Origin of the sequence: Glaciibacter superstes DSM 21135 (assembly GCF_000421145.1) — a bacterium.
GTDB classification, from domain to species: domain Bacteria; phylum Actinomycetota; class Actinomycetes; order Actinomycetales; family Microbacteriaceae; genus Cryobacterium; species Cryobacterium superstes.
The window spans coordinates 1-15,974 of the sequence record NZ_ATWH01000017.1 but is presented as its reverse complement, the minus strand read 5'-3'; the positions used below and the strand labels follow the sequence as shown (position 1 = coordinate 15,974).

Below are 15,974 nucleotides of genomic sequence, written 5' to 3'. Positions count from 1 at the left end.
TCGGTCACCCACCAATCCCCGCATCTCGGGCCATTGCCACGGCTTCGGCCCGAGTGCTCACGTTGAGCTTTCCCAGTGTGCTCGACACCACGTTGCGAACCGTCTTGTCGCTGAGGAAGAGTGCGGCGGCAATCTCCCCGTTCGACCGGCCACGGGCCACCAGCTCCAAGATCTCACGCTCCCGCGGCGTGAGTTGCGGAAAGTGGGTGCTTTGTCCCACGGCACCGGCAAGCGCCGATTGGAAAGCGGCGGCGAGGCCCGACGCTATGACGAGTTCACCGCGTCTCACCGCAGTCAAGGCTCGCATAATGTCTTCGTGTCCCGCACCCTTGAGCAGGTAACCTCGCGCACCAGCCCGCAACGCAGCGAATAGCGACACATCGTCTTCCAGCATCGAGAGTATGAGGACAGCCATGCCCTTGTTCTCCTGGAGTATGCGCCTGGTCGCCTCGACTCCGCTGATCCCGGGCAGATGCAGGTCCATCACTACAACGTCCGGACTCGTCGTCCTGGCGAGGTCGACGGCCTCATCGCCGTCGCACGCCTCACCGATCACCTCCACCCCAACTTCGAGCAGCAGCAAGCGAAGGCCAGCGCGATAGACCGGATGATCGTCGCAAATCAGCACGCGCATCAGGTGCCTCCGGCCGACGCCCAAAGAGTGGCCCGCACCACCGTGCCGTCGGCTCCCGACACGATGCTCAAAGCGCCGCCAAGCTCTTCACAACGTTCCCGCATATTGGGCACTCCGATCCCGGTGGTCGTAGCCCCGACATCCCAACCCCGACCGTCGTCTGTGACAGTGACGATGACGCCGCCATCCGCTGCTGCAAACGAAACCCGAACATGTGCGGCTCCCGCATGCCGAAGCGAATTCGTCACCGCCTCGATGGCTATCCGATACATGGCGACCTCGACGGCGGAGGCAAGGCGGGGAAGGGTGCCGTCGACCGAGATAAGCGCACTCTCCGGCGACGACCGCGCGTCACAGAACTCCTTGATCGCACCGATCAGACCGAGTTCGGTGAGAGAGGGCGGCCGCAGATTCTCGATAATTCTGCGAACGTCGCCCATCGCATCCGTCGCTGTTGTGCGCACTTGCTCCAGAATGTCGCCCATTTCTCCTGTGCGTTCCTGACGCAGGATCGCGATGTCCGCTTGGGTGGCGACTGCCGCGAGCATCGGGCCGAGACCGTCGTGGATGTCGCGCCGCAACCGGTGTCTCTCCTCCTCCCTGGCAAGCACAAGGCGTTCATTGGATTCACGCAGGTCGCTCACATAGTGCCGGGATGCCAGTGTTGCGGCCAGCGGCGCGAGAAAAGCCGAGATCAGCCTCTCATCAGCACCGTTCAGTGTCTCGCGCGGTGACCGGCGGCACACGGCAAGCTGTCCGCGTGGGCTTCCGAGGTGCAGCAGTTCCCGCGTGCTGATCGCGTTCGCCGACCATGCCGGCGCCGATCCCGACGAAGCGACGAGACCGGCATCCGAAGAGTCATACACTCCCACCCAGGGAACCCGTAAAGCATCACGCAGGCCTTCCGCTGCAATGTGCAGGGCAGCGTCGGGGTCGCTGGCGCCCGCCATCCGCTCGCCGATGTTCGTGATGGCCGTGATCGGTGTATCGCGTTCCCCATAAAGGGAGCGGTTCGCCAGCGTCTGCAGTGCGATGCGTGCGGGCTGGAAGGCGAGCGCCACCGCGCCGGCAGCCAACAACGATTCCGCCACGGCGTCTTCGCTGCGAAGCAGCGCACTGAGGCCCTGCACGACGAGTGCGTAGCCCGCGACGACGAGGATGGTGAGCCCACCCCAGATCACCGAACGTCGAACGATGATCTCCAGGTTGTAGAGCCGATACCGCAGCAGCGCGAGCGCAGCGGAGAGTGGAAGCAGGGGGAGCGCCACCAGCTGGATGACGGGTGCCCAGCTCGGCAGGATCGGCGCAGCGGTCAGGGCGAGGATTGCGATCGCGCTGGCGACTGCAACGGGTGCGAGTTGCCGACGGGTGTCACCGTTGGAAGCCCGTAAGCGCAGAATGAGACTCGTGATGGATGCGATGCCAGTGAACACGACCACCATGATGAACACAACAAAGCCCACGTCGGCACCCAGCACGCCGATCGGATTCTCGGCACTCTCCGCAGGTCCGAGCGCTATCCGCGGATCAAGCGCGAGCGATGCGCTCACGCCGATGACACCCGAAATGCCTATCCATAGCGCGAATTTCCATCGCGGTGAGGCTACCCGGCCATCAGGAAACAGCAGAAGCAATACAGTCAGGGGTAATAACATTCCCGGCGCCCAGGCCCATTGCGACACCCAGCCCGCGATGAGGCGCCCCGGCCAGCCGTTCACTCCCGCGGCGAGCGCGAATTGGCCGGCCGCAACCGCGAGGCCATGACTGGCCCCGACGAGAATGAACAACCAGCCGATCGGATGCCGTGGCATCCGGTGGAGAATCAGGCTCGCCAGTGAAGACCACACGATCGCGAGGATGACGTCTTCGTACACATGCCCGCCAATAGCAACGGCCACATCGGTCTGGAGTGATAAGACCAGTCCAACGACAGCGAGTACCGCCGCGGGGGCGGCCACTATGGGCGCCAGTCGGGCTACGCCCGTCCGCGGCGGCACGCTGACTTCGACTGGGCCCATGAACTCAGAGCTCATGAACTGAGACTGACTGAGCCCAGCAGACGTGTCAAGGCTTGCGCCTCGCTCACTTTGAGACAGCTTTCGTGCGGCGGGCCGTCAGCACGCCCATGCCCCAGAACGCCGCGATGATGGGGAGTCCCGTGACCAGGGCGAGCAGACCCATGCCGGCGAACGTGAACGAGAGCAGTGCTCCGAGAATCATCAGCAGCGGCATCCAGAGGGCAATAGTGCGGGCGATCAGTAGCCCGATGGCAAGCAGCAGCACGCCCACGCCGAACACGATCACAACAAAATAGGAGATGGGCAGCGCGACCGCACCGAGAGAATCCAGGGCAAAGACCACCGACTTGCCGGACTCGAGTTCGACGTCGGGTGACGTTGCGGCGTGGGTCGCGTAGCCCAGGACTGCTTCAGAGAGCCCGTTGCACCATGTTCCGACGGCGAACACAATACCGCCGACCAGGCAGAGCCATGATGCCCGCGCGGTTCGCGGAACCAGTGACCAGATACCGACGATGGCCGGAACGAACAGGAACGCGCCAACCGCAGTGAGCAGACGGGAGGCAAGCAGCGCATCCCGATGCTCGACCATCCCTTCGTATGCTCCCGCGAAGTTATCCGGGAGGGAGGGCAAAATCGTCTGCCCTACCGTGAAGAACACGGGTGCCGCGAAGATGGCGAACAGTATCCATGACTTCCTGAGGCGGAAACCGACGGGTGACGTGATGGTGCGAACGGGAGCAAGTGTGTCAGACATATCGACCCTTTCTGATGGAAATGAACCTTTCCGTTCAGGGTCGCTCGCCCCGTGTCCCGGGTAACAGTGTGCTGAGTCCCGACTTTGCGGGCGTGTTCGGGGATCATGGCGGTGGCGACGGAGGCGGATGGGCGGCGCCGACGGATGCGCGAAGATAGATAGGTGACTCCACTTCATGACCTGCACTCGCGCGGCTTCGCTTCAGACAACTACTCCGGCATCCACCCTGAAATCCTCGACGCGATCGTGGAAGCGAACGGCGCCCACCAGATCGCCTACGGCGAAGATGTCTACACGGCCAGGCTGCATGAGGTCTTCGCCAGCCATTTCGGCGAGGGAGTCGAGGCGTTCCCGGTCTTCAACGGCACCGGCGCCAACGTCATCGGCCTCCAGTCGATGCTTCCACGTTGGGGCGCCGTCATCTGCGCGAGCACCGCACACATCAACACGGATGAGGCGGGGGCGCCTGAGCGCGTCGCCGGCCTGAAACTGCTTCCGGTCTCCACCCCGAACGGCAAGCTCACCCCCGAGCTCATCGACCAGGAGGCCTGGGGCTGGGGCGATGAGCACCGCGCCCAGCCACTCGCCGTCTCCATCACCCAGACCACAGAGCTCGGCACCGCGTACACGGTTGACGAGGTGCGGGCCATCGCCGACCACGCCCACGAACGCGGCATGAAACTGCACATGGACGGCGCCCGCATCTCCAACGCCGCTGCCACCCTCGGCGTGCCGCTCCGCGCGTTCACACGCGACGCCGGCGTCGACGTGCTCAGCTTCGGGGGCACCAAGAACGGGCTTATGCTCGGCGAGTGCGTGCTGGTTCTGAACCCTGAGGCATCCACCGGCCTCACCTACCTGCGCAAGCTCAACATGCAGCTCGCGTCGAAGATGCGGTTCGTGTCTGCGCAGTTCATCGCGCTGCTTGAGGGCGACCTGTGGCTGCAGAACGCCGGCCACGCCAACGCGATGGCGGCCAAGCTGCGCGCGGCGCTCGAACAGGGCGTGACGGATGCCTCCATCACCGGCCTGTCATTCAGCCAGCCGACCGAGTCGAACGCGGTGTTCGCGATCCTTCCGCCCGGTGTCGCCGACCGGCTGCGTGAGTCATTCCGCTTCTACGACTGGAACCCCGCCACGGGCGAGGTGCGCTGGATGTGCGGCTTCGACACCACCGAAGACGACATCGACGCGTTCATCGCGGCCGTGAAGCAGGAGTTGGCGGCGGGCTGACCCCACCAGCACAGGCGCACTGGGTCGTCTCCATTGGTGCGAGACGACCCGGTGCACTGGTGCATCCCCCCGGGTTGTTCCCCTCAAAAAGAGGTTAGCCCGGTCTTTCGCGGAATCCTATGGGGACGACTCCCCATGACGCTGCCTGCCAGGCGTCATCTATCAAGCACGCAAGATCGAGGGAGAGAATGGCAGGGTGACCGATCTCTCATCCAAGCCCTGGCTCGCCGCGTACGCAGAGGGCGTTCCGCACACCATCGAACCGCCAACCGAGTCGCTCGTGGACATGATCGAGACCGCCGTGAAGACCTACAGGGGCCGGGTCGCCCTGAGTTTCTTCGGCGCTGACACGACGTACGCAGAGTTGGGGGAGCAGATAGACCGGGCGGCCGAAGGCCTGCAGCGTCTTGGCGTCAACGCCGGCGACCGCGTTGCCATCGTGCTGCCGAACTGCCCGCAGCACGTCGTGGCGTTCTATGCGATCCTGCGCCTGGGCGCCATCGCCGTCGAACACAACCCGCTCTACACTCCGCGGGAGCTGCGCCACCAGTTTGAAGACCATGGTGCGCGTGTTTCCATCGTCTGGGACAAGGTTCACGGCACCGTTCAGGCCTTTCCCGATGACATCGGCGTCGACACGGTCATCGCCGTCGATGTCACCAGGGCGATGCCGTTCGGCACACGTCTGGCGCTGCGACTTCCGGTCGCCAAGGCGCGGTCCGTCAGGTCGGCGCTCACAGCGGGGAAGCTGGGCAAACGCGCGATCCTCTGGGAGAGTCTGCAGGGCAACCGTCGTCTGAAGCGCTCCCACCCACGGCCCGGCGTTCACGACATCGCCATCCTGCAGTACACCAGCGGAACGACCGGCGCCCCGAAGGGCGCAGTGCTGAGCCACTTCAACCTGCGCGCGAACGCTGTGCAGGGTGAAGCCTGGCTGCCGGGGCTGCGACGCGGGCACGAGGTGTTCTACGGAGTGCTTCCGATGTTCCACGCCTACGGCCTCACCCTCTGCCTGACCTTCGCCATGAGCATGGGTGCCAGGCTGGTGCTGTTCCCCAAGTTCGACGAGGGCCTGGTGCTCGACGCGGTGAAGAAGACGCCGCCGACGTTCCTCCCGGCCGTGCCGCCGATCTACGACCGCCTCGTTCGCGCTGCCGCGGAACGGAAAGTGAACCTGGCCGGCATCCGTTTTGCCATCTCCGGCGCCATGAACCTGCCGGTGTCGACGGTGGAACGCTGGGAGGAGGCGACCGGAGGGCTGCTGGTTGAGGGCTACGGCATGACCGAGACCTCGCCGGTGGCAGCCGGCAACCCGGTTGGGCCCAGCCGTCGCCCCGGCACCGTCGGAGTGCCGTTCCCGAGCACAGAGATCCGGGTTGTCGATCCAGAGGACGTGACGGTCGAACGGGGAACGGATGCCGAAGGCGAACTCCTCATTCGCGGGCCGCAGGTCTTCGCCGGTTACTGGAATCGCGCCGACGAGAGTGCAGCGGTGCTGTTGCCGGGCGGGTGGCTGCGCACCGGCGATATCGTGCGGGTCTCCGGCGACGGCTTCATCACGATCGTCGATCGGATGAAGGAGCTCATCATCACCGGCGGCTTCAATGTGGCGCCATCTGAGGTCGAAGTCGCGCTGCGGGAGCACCCCGATATCGACGACATTGCCGTTGTCGGCTTGCCGAGCGACGGCGGAGGGGAAGAGGTGACGGCAGCCGTGATTCTCGCGGCGGGGGCGGAGCTCGACGTCGACGCGCTGCGTGGATTCGCCAAGGATCACCTCTCGGCCTACAAAGTACCGCGCCGGTTTGTCGCGGTGGACGAGCTGCCGCGCTCACTGATCGGCAAGGTACTGCGGCGCGAGGTGCGGAAGCAACTCACCGAGCGCTGATGCTCGCGGTAGCCTCGCGCGCGCGTCGGCTTGAGCCTCGACCCTCCTGTGTGACGAGTGCAGAATAAGAGGGTGTCTGACATTCTTCCTTTCCATGTGAACGTTCCTCAAGCGGACCTCGACGACTCGCGTGCCCGTGTTCGGGCGACGCGCTGGCCCGATCGCGAAACAGTGAACGACTGATTCCCTCCGTGCCCGGCTACGGGTTCAGTTCGCGGCCGGAAGAGACCGGGTGGGGGATTGAGAGAATTGCAGCGGCCTGGGCAGTATTGATGGCACGCCTGGGTTACAGCCGCTACGGGGCAAGCGGCGGCGACTGGGGCACCAGTATCAGCACGATACTCGGGTTGCAGGATGCAGAGCACGTGCTCGGTATTCACCTCACTCCGCCGCTCGTCTCCCCGGAGGCCACCACGCTTGATGATCTGACTTCGACGGAACAGGCGGGTCTTGACGCTCTTGCCAGCGCCGCGGCCACCGGTTCCGGCTACGCTGCAGTGCATTCCACGCGCCCGCAGACCCTCGGGTACGCCCTGTTCGACTCTCCAGTAGGGCAGGCGGCATGGATCTTCGAGAAATTCGTCTCGTGGACCGACTCGGATGGCGACATCTTCTCCGTGCTCAGCCGTGACCAGATCCTCGACAACATCTCGCTCTACTGGCTCACCGGCACCGGCGCGTCGTCGATGCGGCTGTACTGGGAGAGCTTCGCCACGGTGGACGGATGGTTCACCCTCGGTACCGGTGAGGCAGTGCATGTCCCGACCGGAGCGGCAGTCTTCCGGGACGTCCCGCGACCATCGCGGAGGTGGGCAGAGCGCCGGTTCCTCGACATCCGTTACTGGGGTGAGCCGGAGCGCGGCGGGCACTTCGCCGCCTTCGAACAGCCCGAGATCTTCGCGCGCGAGCTGCGTGCTTCGTTTCGAGCACTCACAACGCCGGCTGAGTAACGGTCGATGAGCTGTGCGCTTCTCAGCCGGATGCCGTTGGCGAGATGAAGCCGGATTCGTAGGCCTCGATCACGGCCTGGGTGCGATCGCGCACCCCGAGCTTTGCGAGGATACCGGCCATGTGCGTTTTCACCGTCTCGACGCTGACGAACAGCTCTGCGGCGATCTCCGCATTGCTGAGCCCACGCGCGACCAGGCGCAACACCTCCTGCTCTCTCGCACTCAGGGTCGTCGCCACGCGGGTTCCCTGTCCGCTCCCGGCGCCGCGCAGGGCGGCCAGCCGCCGCACCGCCACCGGGTAGAGCAGTGCGTCGCTCGTCGCGACCGTGCGAATCGCCTGCACGAGTTCCTCTGGCTGCGCGCGCTTCAGCACAAAGCCGTCGGCACCGATTCGCAGCGCCTCGTAGACGTAGTCGTCACTGTCGAACGTCGTCAGGATCAGCACCCGCGGCATCCGTTCGCCTGAATCGCCACTGGCGATCGCGCCAGACGCGCCGCGCGCGACCAGCCGCCGAGTCGCCTCAAGGCCATCCGTCCGGGGCATTCGCACGTCCATCAGCACGACGTCTGGGCGCACTTGGGTGACCAGGGCGTCGACCTCATCGCCGTCTGACGCCTCGCCGACCACCTCGAACCCGGGTTCGGTCTCGAGGATCGCGTGAAGGCCGGCGCGCACCAGCGGCTCATCGTCGACGATCAGCAACCGGATCGGTGTGGACAGGGTCACAGGTTCTCCTCCGTGGTTTTCAACTCCGCCGTGCGCTGAATCGGTGCAGTTGCCAGCGGCAGGCGCACCGTGAGCCGCCACTCGCCACCGATCTGGCCGACGACGCACGTGCCACCGAGCAACGCGACGCGCTCACGGATGCCGGCGAGACCTCGCCCTTCTCTCGCGTTGCCGCCTCGTCCGGTGTCTACTGCACGTTCGTTCACGCGCATGGCCGGGTTGACCACCGTGATCGACACGTCATCCGTTACCGTGACGGTCAGCGTCGCCCGAGCGATGGACGCGTGCCTGAGCGCATTCGTCAGGCCCTCTTGTACGATCCGATACGCCTCCCGGCCGAGACTGGTGGGCAGCGCGGAGAGGTGGTCTGCAATGATCACTCGCAGGTCGATTCCGGCCGCCCTGGTCTCGGTGACGAGCTTGTCCAGCTCGCCGAGCGTGCGCTGCGGAGCCGTCGAAGCGGTGCGCCGACCGGCTCCCGGCTCCCCCGGTTCCGCCTGCCGCAGGATGCCGAGGGCGTAGTCGAGATCGGCGACGGCCGCACGACCGGCACGTTCGACCTCGGCGAGCGCTGCGAGCGCTGCGAGCGTGCGTTCCGGTTCGGACTCGAGGGTTCGCCGAGCCAGCGCAGCCTGCATGGTCGTCACCGTGAGTGCATGCCCGATGGTGTCGTGCAGTTCGCGAGCCAGGTCGTTCCGGCGCGCCAGTGTTGCAGCCCTGGCTGCTGCAACACGCAGCTGCTCCTCAGCCGAAGGGCCAAGGAGCATGGTCGAGTACCACGGCAGCAGGATGCCGGCACCCACAGTGCACACCAACGCAACACCGGTTGTCGCGAGAGTGAGCATCACCGCGGTATCCGTGTCTATCCCTGGCAGGATCCCGCGCGCAAGCCCGACCGCGTCAGCAGACCCGGTCCCGGCGTCGACGACGAAGGTCACCGCCAGCGGCAGCGCGAAGCCGAGCGCGAAGAGCAGAAGTCCGCCAGAGAGCAGATGCCCGGCGAAATACAGGGCGCCCCTGGCCACGTCGACCGGACTCGCACGGTGCGTCGGTTCGGGAACCGACAGGTCGAGTAGCTGGTTTGCGGCAGTGCGCTCGAGCGTGCGGGTGACCGGGAGGAAAGCCGGGACCGCGAGCAGCGCCACGATGAGGAAGACAGCAGCCCGCAGCCAAAAGATCCCAGGGACGCGCGTCTCGACAGGGGCGAGCCATGCTGCGCCGGCCCAGACCAGGATGATTGCGTAAGGGATCGCAACGAGCCCGCCGATCAGGAGGAACAGGCCTCGGCGCCACACCACCGCGATCCAGCGGGACGCGCGTCGAGTGCTGCTCACCCCTCCATCGTGCCCGATTACGCCGACAACCGCTTCACCCGTGCGAGGGAACCGATGGTTCAGCTACCGAGTGCCGAGGTCGGCGGGGTGCGTGAAGCGCGAACTGCCGGGTACATCCCTGCGATGGCCCCGATGACCACGGTGGCTCCGATACCGGCGCCGAGCACCGGTAGTGGGATCACGGCTTGCCAGCCGTTGACCACCGCGAACATCGCTGTGGCAGCGGAGCCGATGGCGGCCCCGCCAACTCCACCCAGTGCGGAGAGCAGAAGAGCTTCGGTGAGGAATTGCGCACGAATGTGTCCTCGTGTTGCACCGAGCGCGCGCCGCAAGCCGATCTCTCGCCGTCGTTCGAGAACGGAGATGACCATGGTGTTCGCCACACCGATTCCGCCGACCAGCAGTGCGACGGATCCCAGGGCTAGTAGCAGTCCGGTGAAGGCCTGATCGGCTGCGTTCTTTGCGGCAAGCGCGTCAGAGGGTCTCACAACATCGACTTCGTCTGGCGCGGCCGGGTTCACCGTCCGTGGCAGGAGAGAACGTACCTGCCCGACGAGTTTGTCGGCGGAGCGTTCGTAGATCGTTGTGGGGTGGTGGTCGAATCCGAAGAGCTCAGCGGCGATCGTTTCGCCGATGAGTGCCGTGGAGTCAAGCTCTGGTGCCAACACCACGGGGTCGAGAACGCCAACGACGCTGAATTGTTGCCCGCCAAGCCAGACGAGCGAGCCGACCGACACGATACCCAGGCGCGCCGCGGCCTTCGAGCCCAGTACGACAGCAGGGTACTCGGAGCTGGCCGCATTGAGCCAGGTGCCCGTGTCGAAGGTTGCGCCGACAACGGCGGGCAGGCCGAGTGAGGCAACGTCGACACCCAGACCGCCGCTCGCAGCGGTGTCGATGAGATTGCTGCGGTAGATGCTGATTCCCGTGACCCTACCCGTTGAGCCAACCCGCAGCACGCCGTCGAGTGCGGCTACCTTGTTGACGGAGTCCTCGGGAAGCTGAGCATCTTTACCGAAGAGCGTCTTCCCAGCCTGCATCGACAGAAGGTTCGTTCCCAGCGTCGAGAGTTGCTCATTGAGCTTGGCCTGACTTGACGAGGAGATACCGACAACGGCAATCATCGCGGCGATACCGATGGCGATCCCGAGCGCGGACAGCACTGCCCGCGTCGGGCGCGCCCTGAGACCTGCTGTACCGAGATAGAGCACGTCACCGCCCCTGAGCCGGGATCTCTTCCTGCTCGCAGGATTGTTGATGCCGCTCATGCTGCACGTCCAGAATCGACACGCCCAGAATCGGCGACGATGCGGCCGTCACGGAGTGAGACGCGTCGAGGGAGTGATTCCGCGAGATCAATGTCGTGCGTGATAACGATCACCGTCGTACCGGTTTCGTTCAGATCGCGGAGCAATTCGACCACCCCGGCTCCGGAAGTCGAGTCAAGGTTGCCCGTTGGCTCGTCGGCGAGCAGCAGCGAGGGCTCACCGACGACTGCCCGAGCAATGGCAACGCGTTGGCGCTCACCGCCCGAAAGCTGGTTCGGCTTATGGTCAAGGCGGTGATCGAGCCCCACCCGTTCCAATGCCTTCCGCGCGAAGAGCCGCCGTTGTCTCCGGGAGATCCCGGTGTAGATCAAGCCGTCGGCAACGTTGTCAATCGCGCTGAATCCTTCAGTGAGATGGAACTGCTGGAAGACAAAGCCGATCCGGTATGCGCGCAACGCAGACAGACGCACATCCGACATTCGGGAGACATCGGCTCCGTCGATGAAAGCGGTGCCGCTCGTGGGTCGGTCGAGCGTTCCAATCAGGTTGAGCATCGTCGACTTACCAGAACCGCTCGGTCCGACGATGGCGACGAGTTCTCCCTCCTCAACGGTGAGATCGACACCCTTCAGCGCCTGGGTCGGCGGTTCACCATAGCTCCGAGTGACGTCGCTGAGCGCAACGATGTCTCGGGTCACGACGGCACCACCACGTCAAGGCCTGCCGTGATCCCCTTGCCGGAGATCTCGACCTTGCCGTCGGCAAAAAGGCCGGTCTCGACGGGAATCTTCTTCAGATCCCCGTGGGAGCCCCGAACCTCCACACCAAAGGTTTCACTGTCAAGGGCGATCAAAGCTTCAACAGGGACATAGAGCACGTTCTCACGTTGCTCAGCGGGGAATCCCACAGTGACAGCGGCTCTCTGCAGGGTGCCGACAGCAGCGGCGTCATCAATCGCTATTCCTACTGGTACAACGACAGACGTTTCACCGTTCGCTTCCTTCTCCACAGGGACACTGACGTCGGTGATCGTTCCCGCGGTGGTCGTCCCACCCGGGAGCTGAATCTCGACCTTGTTTCCCACGACACCCAGTGCCTGGTCGCTCAGCCTGAGGTCCGCCTCAACGCGTTTCGTCAGGGAAGACACCTTCACGACAACAGGGCCGGCCTGAGAACCAACCGCAGACTCAAGGGATGAAATCCGCACGTCGCCAGGCTGGAACACCACAAGGCCCAGATCGATTCGACCCGTTTCCTGGAGCCCCAACGCTTCCTGCCATCTTTCAATTGCATTCATGGTGGACCAGGCGAATTCCTCGTCTGGCTCGCGGTCGAAGAATCCAAGGGCAGTAAGGTTCTCCTCAAGTTGCCTGACGTCGGGGCCGTCTTCCATGCCCGCCTCAAACGGCCGCCACGCCGGAAGCGCACCGTGAAGCAAGATCACCGGGACGTTGTTCACCGAGAAGAGGCTCTGGCCCCGGCCGATAACAGCGCCTGGTTCTGGTGCCGCCGTGACGATACCCGAACCGCCTCCCCCGAGCTCCCGAACATCCGAATAGTCCATGGTGGCCGAAACCTGCTTCACACCCGAGAGAGTGCCCTTCCGCACCTCGGTGGTGGTGATACCGGTGTTCGAGGCAGCCTGCCCCTGCGCGGTCTGTGCCTGTGCGGTGGTCACGACCACTGCCGCGCCGGCAGCCGCAAGCACCAGCACGCCGATGCAGATGCTTGCCACGACCACCACCCGCCTGCGAGGTCTCTTCTGCGTTCCCATGCCGGTAGAAGACGGGGGCGCGAGTTCCCGGAGTTCGTCAGACATCACGATCCTTCCGGCCGCACCCCAGTAGTACCGCCGTTAGAGCCTCCGCATTCCTCGCGGACGTCGGCGGGGATGTCCATGCTCAGCGTCAGCGCCTCACCCTTCTTCGGATCTTCGACATCGATGCCGTGCTCACGGAGACACTCCGCCATGTCCACCTGCGACTCGAGGAATTCCTCGTCGCTCAGTTCACCGCCGGGCGAGGCCGGCGGTTCGCCGATCTGAGACGTGCACGCCTCGTACGCAGCCTCAAAGGCCTCCATGCCGCCCTCATCGATTTTCAGGCCCTGTTGCATCCCGTTCTCGGTCGGGTCAGGCATGTCGATGCCCTCGTCGCGCATGCACGAGGCGAACTGCACCTGCCAGTCGTCGAAGGACAACTCAGACGAATTGGAACCGCTCGAGGATTCTGGCCCGGATTCTGTGTTCTCTGCACTCGGACTACACGCCGAGAGCATTCCCACGAGCAGTGGGACTGCGAAAAGCGCAGCAAGCCCCGCACCACGATGTCGATTCGGGTGAGCAGCGTTGTTGTTGAGCATGGTTTTTTTGGTCATGGGCTTCAGTCCAGCCGAGGGGGAGTACTCACAGCGTCAAGGAAAACCTTTATGAAAGCGCAACAGCAGTCGTGCTTCACTGGATCTAGACCGTTCAGCCGACGAAGGGAAGAGGGAGACATGCGCGTGCTCATCGCCGAAGACGAGTTATACCTGGGCGAAGCCATTCGCGCGGGGCTCCGGCAAGAGGCAATCGCAGCCGATCTCGTTGGCGACGGAAACGCTGCGCTTGAAGCGATCGTGATCAACGACTATGACGTCGTCATTCTCGATAGAGACCTCCCAGGCACTCACGGCGATGATGTCTGTCGTATTGTCGTCGCTGAGCACCCCGCAACGCGTGTGCTGATGCTCACGGCGGCGCGTCGACTGAACGACAAAGTGCTCGGCCTGAGCCTGGGCGCCGACGACTACCTGTCCAAGCCATTCGAGTTCCCAGAGCTCGTCGCCCGACTGCGTGCCCTGGCTCGCCGGAACCCAACGGCCACGCCCCCGATCCTTGAGCTGGCCGGGATTCGCCTCGACGCCTTCCGGCGCGAGGTGTACCGCCACGGCGACTACGTGAAGCTTTCTCGAAAGGAGTTCGCGATTCTCGAGCAGCTGATGCTCGCCGCGGGAGGGGTGGTCAGTGCAGAGGCATTGCTGGAAAAGGCCTGGGACGAGAATACCAATCCGTTCACGAACACCATCCGAGTGACCATTTCGAACTTGCGGCGTCGGCTCGGCACACCGTGGATCATTCAGACGGTGTCGGGAAGCGGGTATCGGATCGTGGACGCAGATTGAGCACTGCCAACGCCGTCGTCGACACTGGGGCGACAGAGTCGAACGGGCGCAGGAAGAGACTCACCGTTCGGATGCGCCTGACGCTGACTTATGCGCTGCTCTTCAGCGGAGCGGGCGCCCTGATGCTTGGGCTCATTTACGCCTTCATGCGCTATGTGCCCACCTATGCAATTCGGGCGGCGACGCCGATCACTGGGGGTTCAACCGACTCCGAGTCCGCGCGGCCGGTGCGTGACGCGATCCAGTCCACCCCGGCGCCCCTCGGCGAGGCTATGCCTGACGCTCAGACTTTTGCGATTATCGTCAGTGATGAGGCCGATATTCTCGACACATTGCTCGTGTCTTCGATTGTCATTCTGCTCGTTCTGACCGTCGCGAGTGCATGGGCAGGATGGTTGCTCTCAGGCCGACTTCTGCGGCCACTGCAGGAAATCAACGCTGCGGCCGGGCGCGCAGCGTCAGGCTCTTTTGACCACCGCATTGCGCTCGCGGGCCCACGAGACGAGATCACCAACCTGTCCGACACGTTCGACCACATGCTGGAGCGACTCGACAGGTCGTTTCACGCTCACCAAAGGTTCGCAGCGAACGCGTCACATGAATTGCGCACCCCACTCGCGGCGACCCAGGCCATGCTCGATGTCGCCGCGGGCGAAGAGTCCTTCGATCAGCAGGCGTCCCGGGAACTGATCAAGAGATTGCGCGCAACAAACGACCGAAGCATCGAAACCGTTGAGGCGATGCTCGATCTCGCAGACCTGGACAACCTCGAGCTTCACTCGCAGGAAATTGACCTTGGCGCACTCGTTTCAGACGTTGTTGCCGACTCGCAGGCCGAGGCAGACGCCAGAGGGATCACCATGAAGACCGCGCTGGATTACGTGCCCGTTGAGGGCGAACCGACGCTGCTGGCCCAGGCCGTCGCCAACCTCGTCGCCAACGCGATCCGCCACAATCACGATGGTGGCGTCGTCACCGTGTCCACGTCATTCACCGGAAGTGGGAGCGATGAGGCGCCGACGTTGACGGTGTCCAATTCGGGTGCAATCGTTCCCACGGATGCGATCGGCAAGCTGACAGAGCCGTTCTACCGCAACACGGGGCGGATCGTCGACGGACATCACAGGTCTCGTGGCCTCGGGCTGGCCATCGTCGAAAACATCGTCAGCGCCCACGGTGCAGAGCTTCACCTGGTGCCGGCCGAGGGTGGCGGACTCGTGGTAACGGTGAAATTCAAGCGCCACGCACCTGACGGTCACGCGCTCGACTGAACGACTGACCGCTTCGAAGCGGACCGTGTGTTAGGCGCTGCCAGCCTTTGTGAGGAGGCGCAGGAGCTCGGTGCGCTCGTGCGAGGTGAGTGCGCCGATCGTCTCGTCGAGAACTGTGTCGAGCACGTCGGCGCCGGCGGCCAGCGCCTGCTCGCCGTCGTCGGTGTGTCTGTGCTGCACGATCCGGCCCGGACCGGCCTCGCGCCGGAGCAGACCGCGGTCGACCATACGCCTCGCGAGTTCGCCCATCGCCTGGTCGGTCTGGAAGGTCAGCACCGCGAGCCGGTGCAGCGACGCATCGGGCTCGAGTGAGAGATGGCGCAGCACGTCCCACTGCACGAGAGAGAGGCCGACCGGAGCGAGTCGTCGGTTGCCCTCCCGGTGATGGCACCACTGCAGCCGCTTCACCGCGAGACCGACGTCCTTGAGCGAAGTCGTCATGGGTCAAACATATCAGGAACCTTGCATATATACAGACCCTTGTATAAGGTTCTTGATATGATGAACGCAAGCAGCCCGACTGCCCCGAAACAGCGCACCACCGTCGTCGACGTCGGCGGCGTCCCCGCCACAGCGAGCCGAGTTGGCGCCGGGCGCCCCGTGCTCCTCCTGCACGGCGGAGGAGGCGCACTTAGGGCGTGCCAGTAAATAAGCCGGTGTTTCGTGGTTTGGGCTTTATCGTTGTGTTATGGCCATTGGCGTAGGGGTTGAGGCGGCACTGCGGGCAAAGTT

The 15,974-nt window shown here is 64.3% G+C and carries 15 protein-coding genes; 5 read left to right on the top strand and 10 right to left on the bottom strand.

What is annotated here, in order from left to right; all coding sequences use genetic code 11:
* Window positions 1-4: 4 nt before the first annotated feature.
* The 3 genes from K323_RS0120630 to K323_RS0120620 are packed head-to-tail and all read right to left on the bottom strand — an operon-like array spanning window position 5 to window position 3,409.
* A complete protein-coding gene (locus K323_RS0120630) occupies window positions 5-634 on the bottom strand; it encodes a response regulator transcription factor (protein WP_022887158.1) in 630 nt (209 codons plus the stop codon).
* Complete coding sequence (locus K323_RS0120625) at window positions 634-2,667, bottom strand: sensor histidine kinase (protein WP_084697555.1); 2,034 nt, start codon at window positions 2,665-2,667, stop codon at window positions 634-636. Before K323_RS0120625 ends, K323_RS0120630 begins: the two co-directional genes overlap by 1 nt.
* 49 nt (window positions 2,668-2,716) lie before the next feature.
* Window positions 2,717-3,409, bottom strand: coding sequence for a hypothetical protein (locus tag K323_RS0120620; RefSeq protein ID WP_022887156.1), 693 nt, complete (start codon window positions 3,407-3,409; stop codon window positions 2,717-2,719).
* A 162-nt stretch (window positions 3,410-3,571) separates the two neighbouring features.
* On the opposite strand from K323_RS0120620, the gene K323_RS0120615 reads away from it, so the two are divergent.
* The 3 genes from K323_RS0120615 (at window position 3,572) to K323_RS27665 (ending at window position 7,480) form a co-directional block, all read left to right on the top strand.
* A complete protein-coding gene (locus K323_RS0120615; RefSeq protein WP_022887155.1) occupies window positions 3,572-4,642 on the top strand; it encodes a threonine aldolase family protein in 1,071 nt (356 codons plus the stop codon).
* 196 nt (window positions 4,643-4,838) lie between these two features.
* The gene (locus K323_RS0120610) at window positions 4,839-6,530 is read left to right on the top strand and encodes a long-chain-fatty-acid--CoA ligase (protein WP_022887154.1); all 1,692 of its coding nucleotides are present in this window, start codon (window positions 4,839-4,841) and stop codon (window positions 6,528-6,530) included.
* A 191-nt stretch (window positions 6,531-6,721) separates the two neighbouring features.
* On the top strand, window positions 6,722-7,480 hold the full coding sequence (locus K323_RS27665; RefSeq protein WP_022887153.1) for an alpha/beta fold hydrolase: 759 nt from the start codon (window positions 6,722-6,724) through the stop codon (window positions 7,478-7,480).
* A 22-nt stretch (window positions 7,481-7,502) separates the two neighbouring features.
* Here the strand turns inward: K323_RS27665 and K323_RS0120600 are convergent, their stop codons facing one another.
* From K323_RS0120600 to K323_RS29145, 6 genes are read right to left on the bottom strand one after another with little or no spacing between them, the layout of a single operon-like run.
* The gene (locus K323_RS0120600) at window positions 7,503-8,207 is read right to left on the bottom strand and encodes a response regulator (RefSeq protein WP_022887152.1); all 705 of its coding nucleotides are present in this window, start codon (window positions 8,205-8,207) and stop codon (window positions 7,503-7,505) included.
* A complete protein-coding gene (locus K323_RS27660) occupies window positions 8,204-9,541 on the bottom strand; it encodes a sensor histidine kinase (protein WP_022887151.1) in 1,338 nt (445 codons plus the stop codon). Before K323_RS27660 ends, K323_RS0120600 begins: the two co-directional genes overlap by 4 nt.
* Before the next feature lie 59 nt (window positions 9,542-9,600).
* Entirely contained in the window at window positions 9,601-10,809 is a 1,209-nt protein-coding gene (locus tag K323_RS0120590) for an ABC transporter permease (protein ID WP_022887150.1), read from the bottom strand.
* Window positions 10,806-11,507 (bottom strand): ABC transporter ATP-binding protein, encoded by a 702-nt coding sequence (locus K323_RS0120585; RefSeq protein WP_022887149.1) that lies wholly within the window; start codon window positions 11,505-11,507, stop codon window positions 10,806-10,808. The genes K323_RS0120590 and K323_RS0120585 overlap by 4 nt, the downstream gene beginning before the upstream one ends.
* A complete protein-coding gene (locus tag K323_RS0120580) occupies window positions 11,504-12,628 on the bottom strand; it encodes a peptidoglycan-binding domain-containing protein (RefSeq protein ID WP_022887148.1) in 1,125 nt (374 codons plus the stop codon). The genes K323_RS0120585 and K323_RS0120580 overlap by 4 nt, the downstream gene beginning before the upstream one ends.
* Window positions 12,628-13,185: a hypothetical protein gene (locus tag K323_RS29145; protein WP_022887147.1), complete on the bottom strand. Its 558-nt coding sequence runs from the start codon at window positions 13,183-13,185 to the stop codon at window positions 12,628-12,630. The genes K323_RS0120580 and K323_RS29145 overlap by 1 nt, the downstream gene beginning before the upstream one ends.
* A 120-nt stretch (window positions 13,186-13,305) precedes the next feature.
* Between K323_RS29145 and K323_RS0120570 the strand changes: the two genes are divergently transcribed.
* A complete protein-coding gene (locus K323_RS0120570; RefSeq protein ID WP_022887146.1) occupies window positions 13,306-13,971 on the top strand; it encodes a response regulator transcription factor in 666 nt (221 codons plus the stop codon).
* Window positions 13,968-15,242 carry a sensor histidine kinase gene (locus K323_RS27650; protein WP_022887145.1) on the top strand — a complete coding sequence of 425 codons (1,275 nt, stop codon included), beginning with the start codon at window positions 13,968-13,970 and terminating at the stop codon, window positions 15,240-15,242. The genes K323_RS0120570 and K323_RS27650 overlap by 4 nt, the downstream gene beginning before the upstream one ends.
* 30 nt (window positions 15,243-15,272) lie before the next feature.
* Here the strand turns inward: K323_RS27650 and K323_RS0120560 are convergent, their stop codons facing one another.
* On the bottom strand, window positions 15,273-15,683 hold the full coding sequence (locus K323_RS0120560) for a MarR family winged helix-turn-helix transcriptional regulator (RefSeq protein ID WP_022887144.1): 411 nt from the start codon (window positions 15,681-15,683) through the stop codon (window positions 15,273-15,275).
* Window positions 15,684-15,974 lie beyond the last annotated feature (291 nt).

Excerpts from the sequence above, each read along its gene's own strand:
- K323_RS0120625 (WP_084697555.1), bottom strand. The coding sequence starts at position 2,667 with ATGAGCTCTGAGTTCATGGGCCCAGTCGAAGTCAGCGTGCCGCCGCGG.
- K323_RS0120590 (WP_022887150.1), bottom strand. The coding sequence starts at position 10,809 with ATGAGCGGCATCAACAATCCTGCGAGCAGGAAGAGATCCCGGCTCAGG.
- K323_RS0120620 (WP_022887156.1), bottom strand. The coding sequence starts at position 3,409 with ATGTCTGACACACTTGCTCCCGTTCGCACCATCACGTCACCCGTCGGT.
- K323_RS0120570 (WP_022887146.1), top strand. The coding sequence starts at position 13,306 with ATGCGCGTGCTCATCGCCGAAGACGAGTTATACCTGGGCGAAGCCATT.
- K323_RS0120560 (WP_022887144.1), bottom strand. The coding sequence starts at position 15,683 with ATGACGACTTCGCTCAAGGACGTCGGTCTCGCGGTGAAGCGGCTGCAG.
- K323_RS0120630 (WP_022887158.1), bottom strand. The coding sequence starts at position 634 with ATGCGCGTGCTGATTTGCGACGATCATCCGGTCTATCGCGCTGGCCTT.
- K323_RS29145 (WP_022887147.1), bottom strand. The coding sequence starts at position 13,185 with ATGACCAAAAAAACCATGCTCAACAACAACGCTGCTCACCCGAATCGA.
- K323_RS0120580 (WP_022887148.1), bottom strand. The coding sequence starts at position 12,628 with ATGTCTGACGAACTCCGGGAACTCGCGCCCCCGTCTTCTACCGGCATG.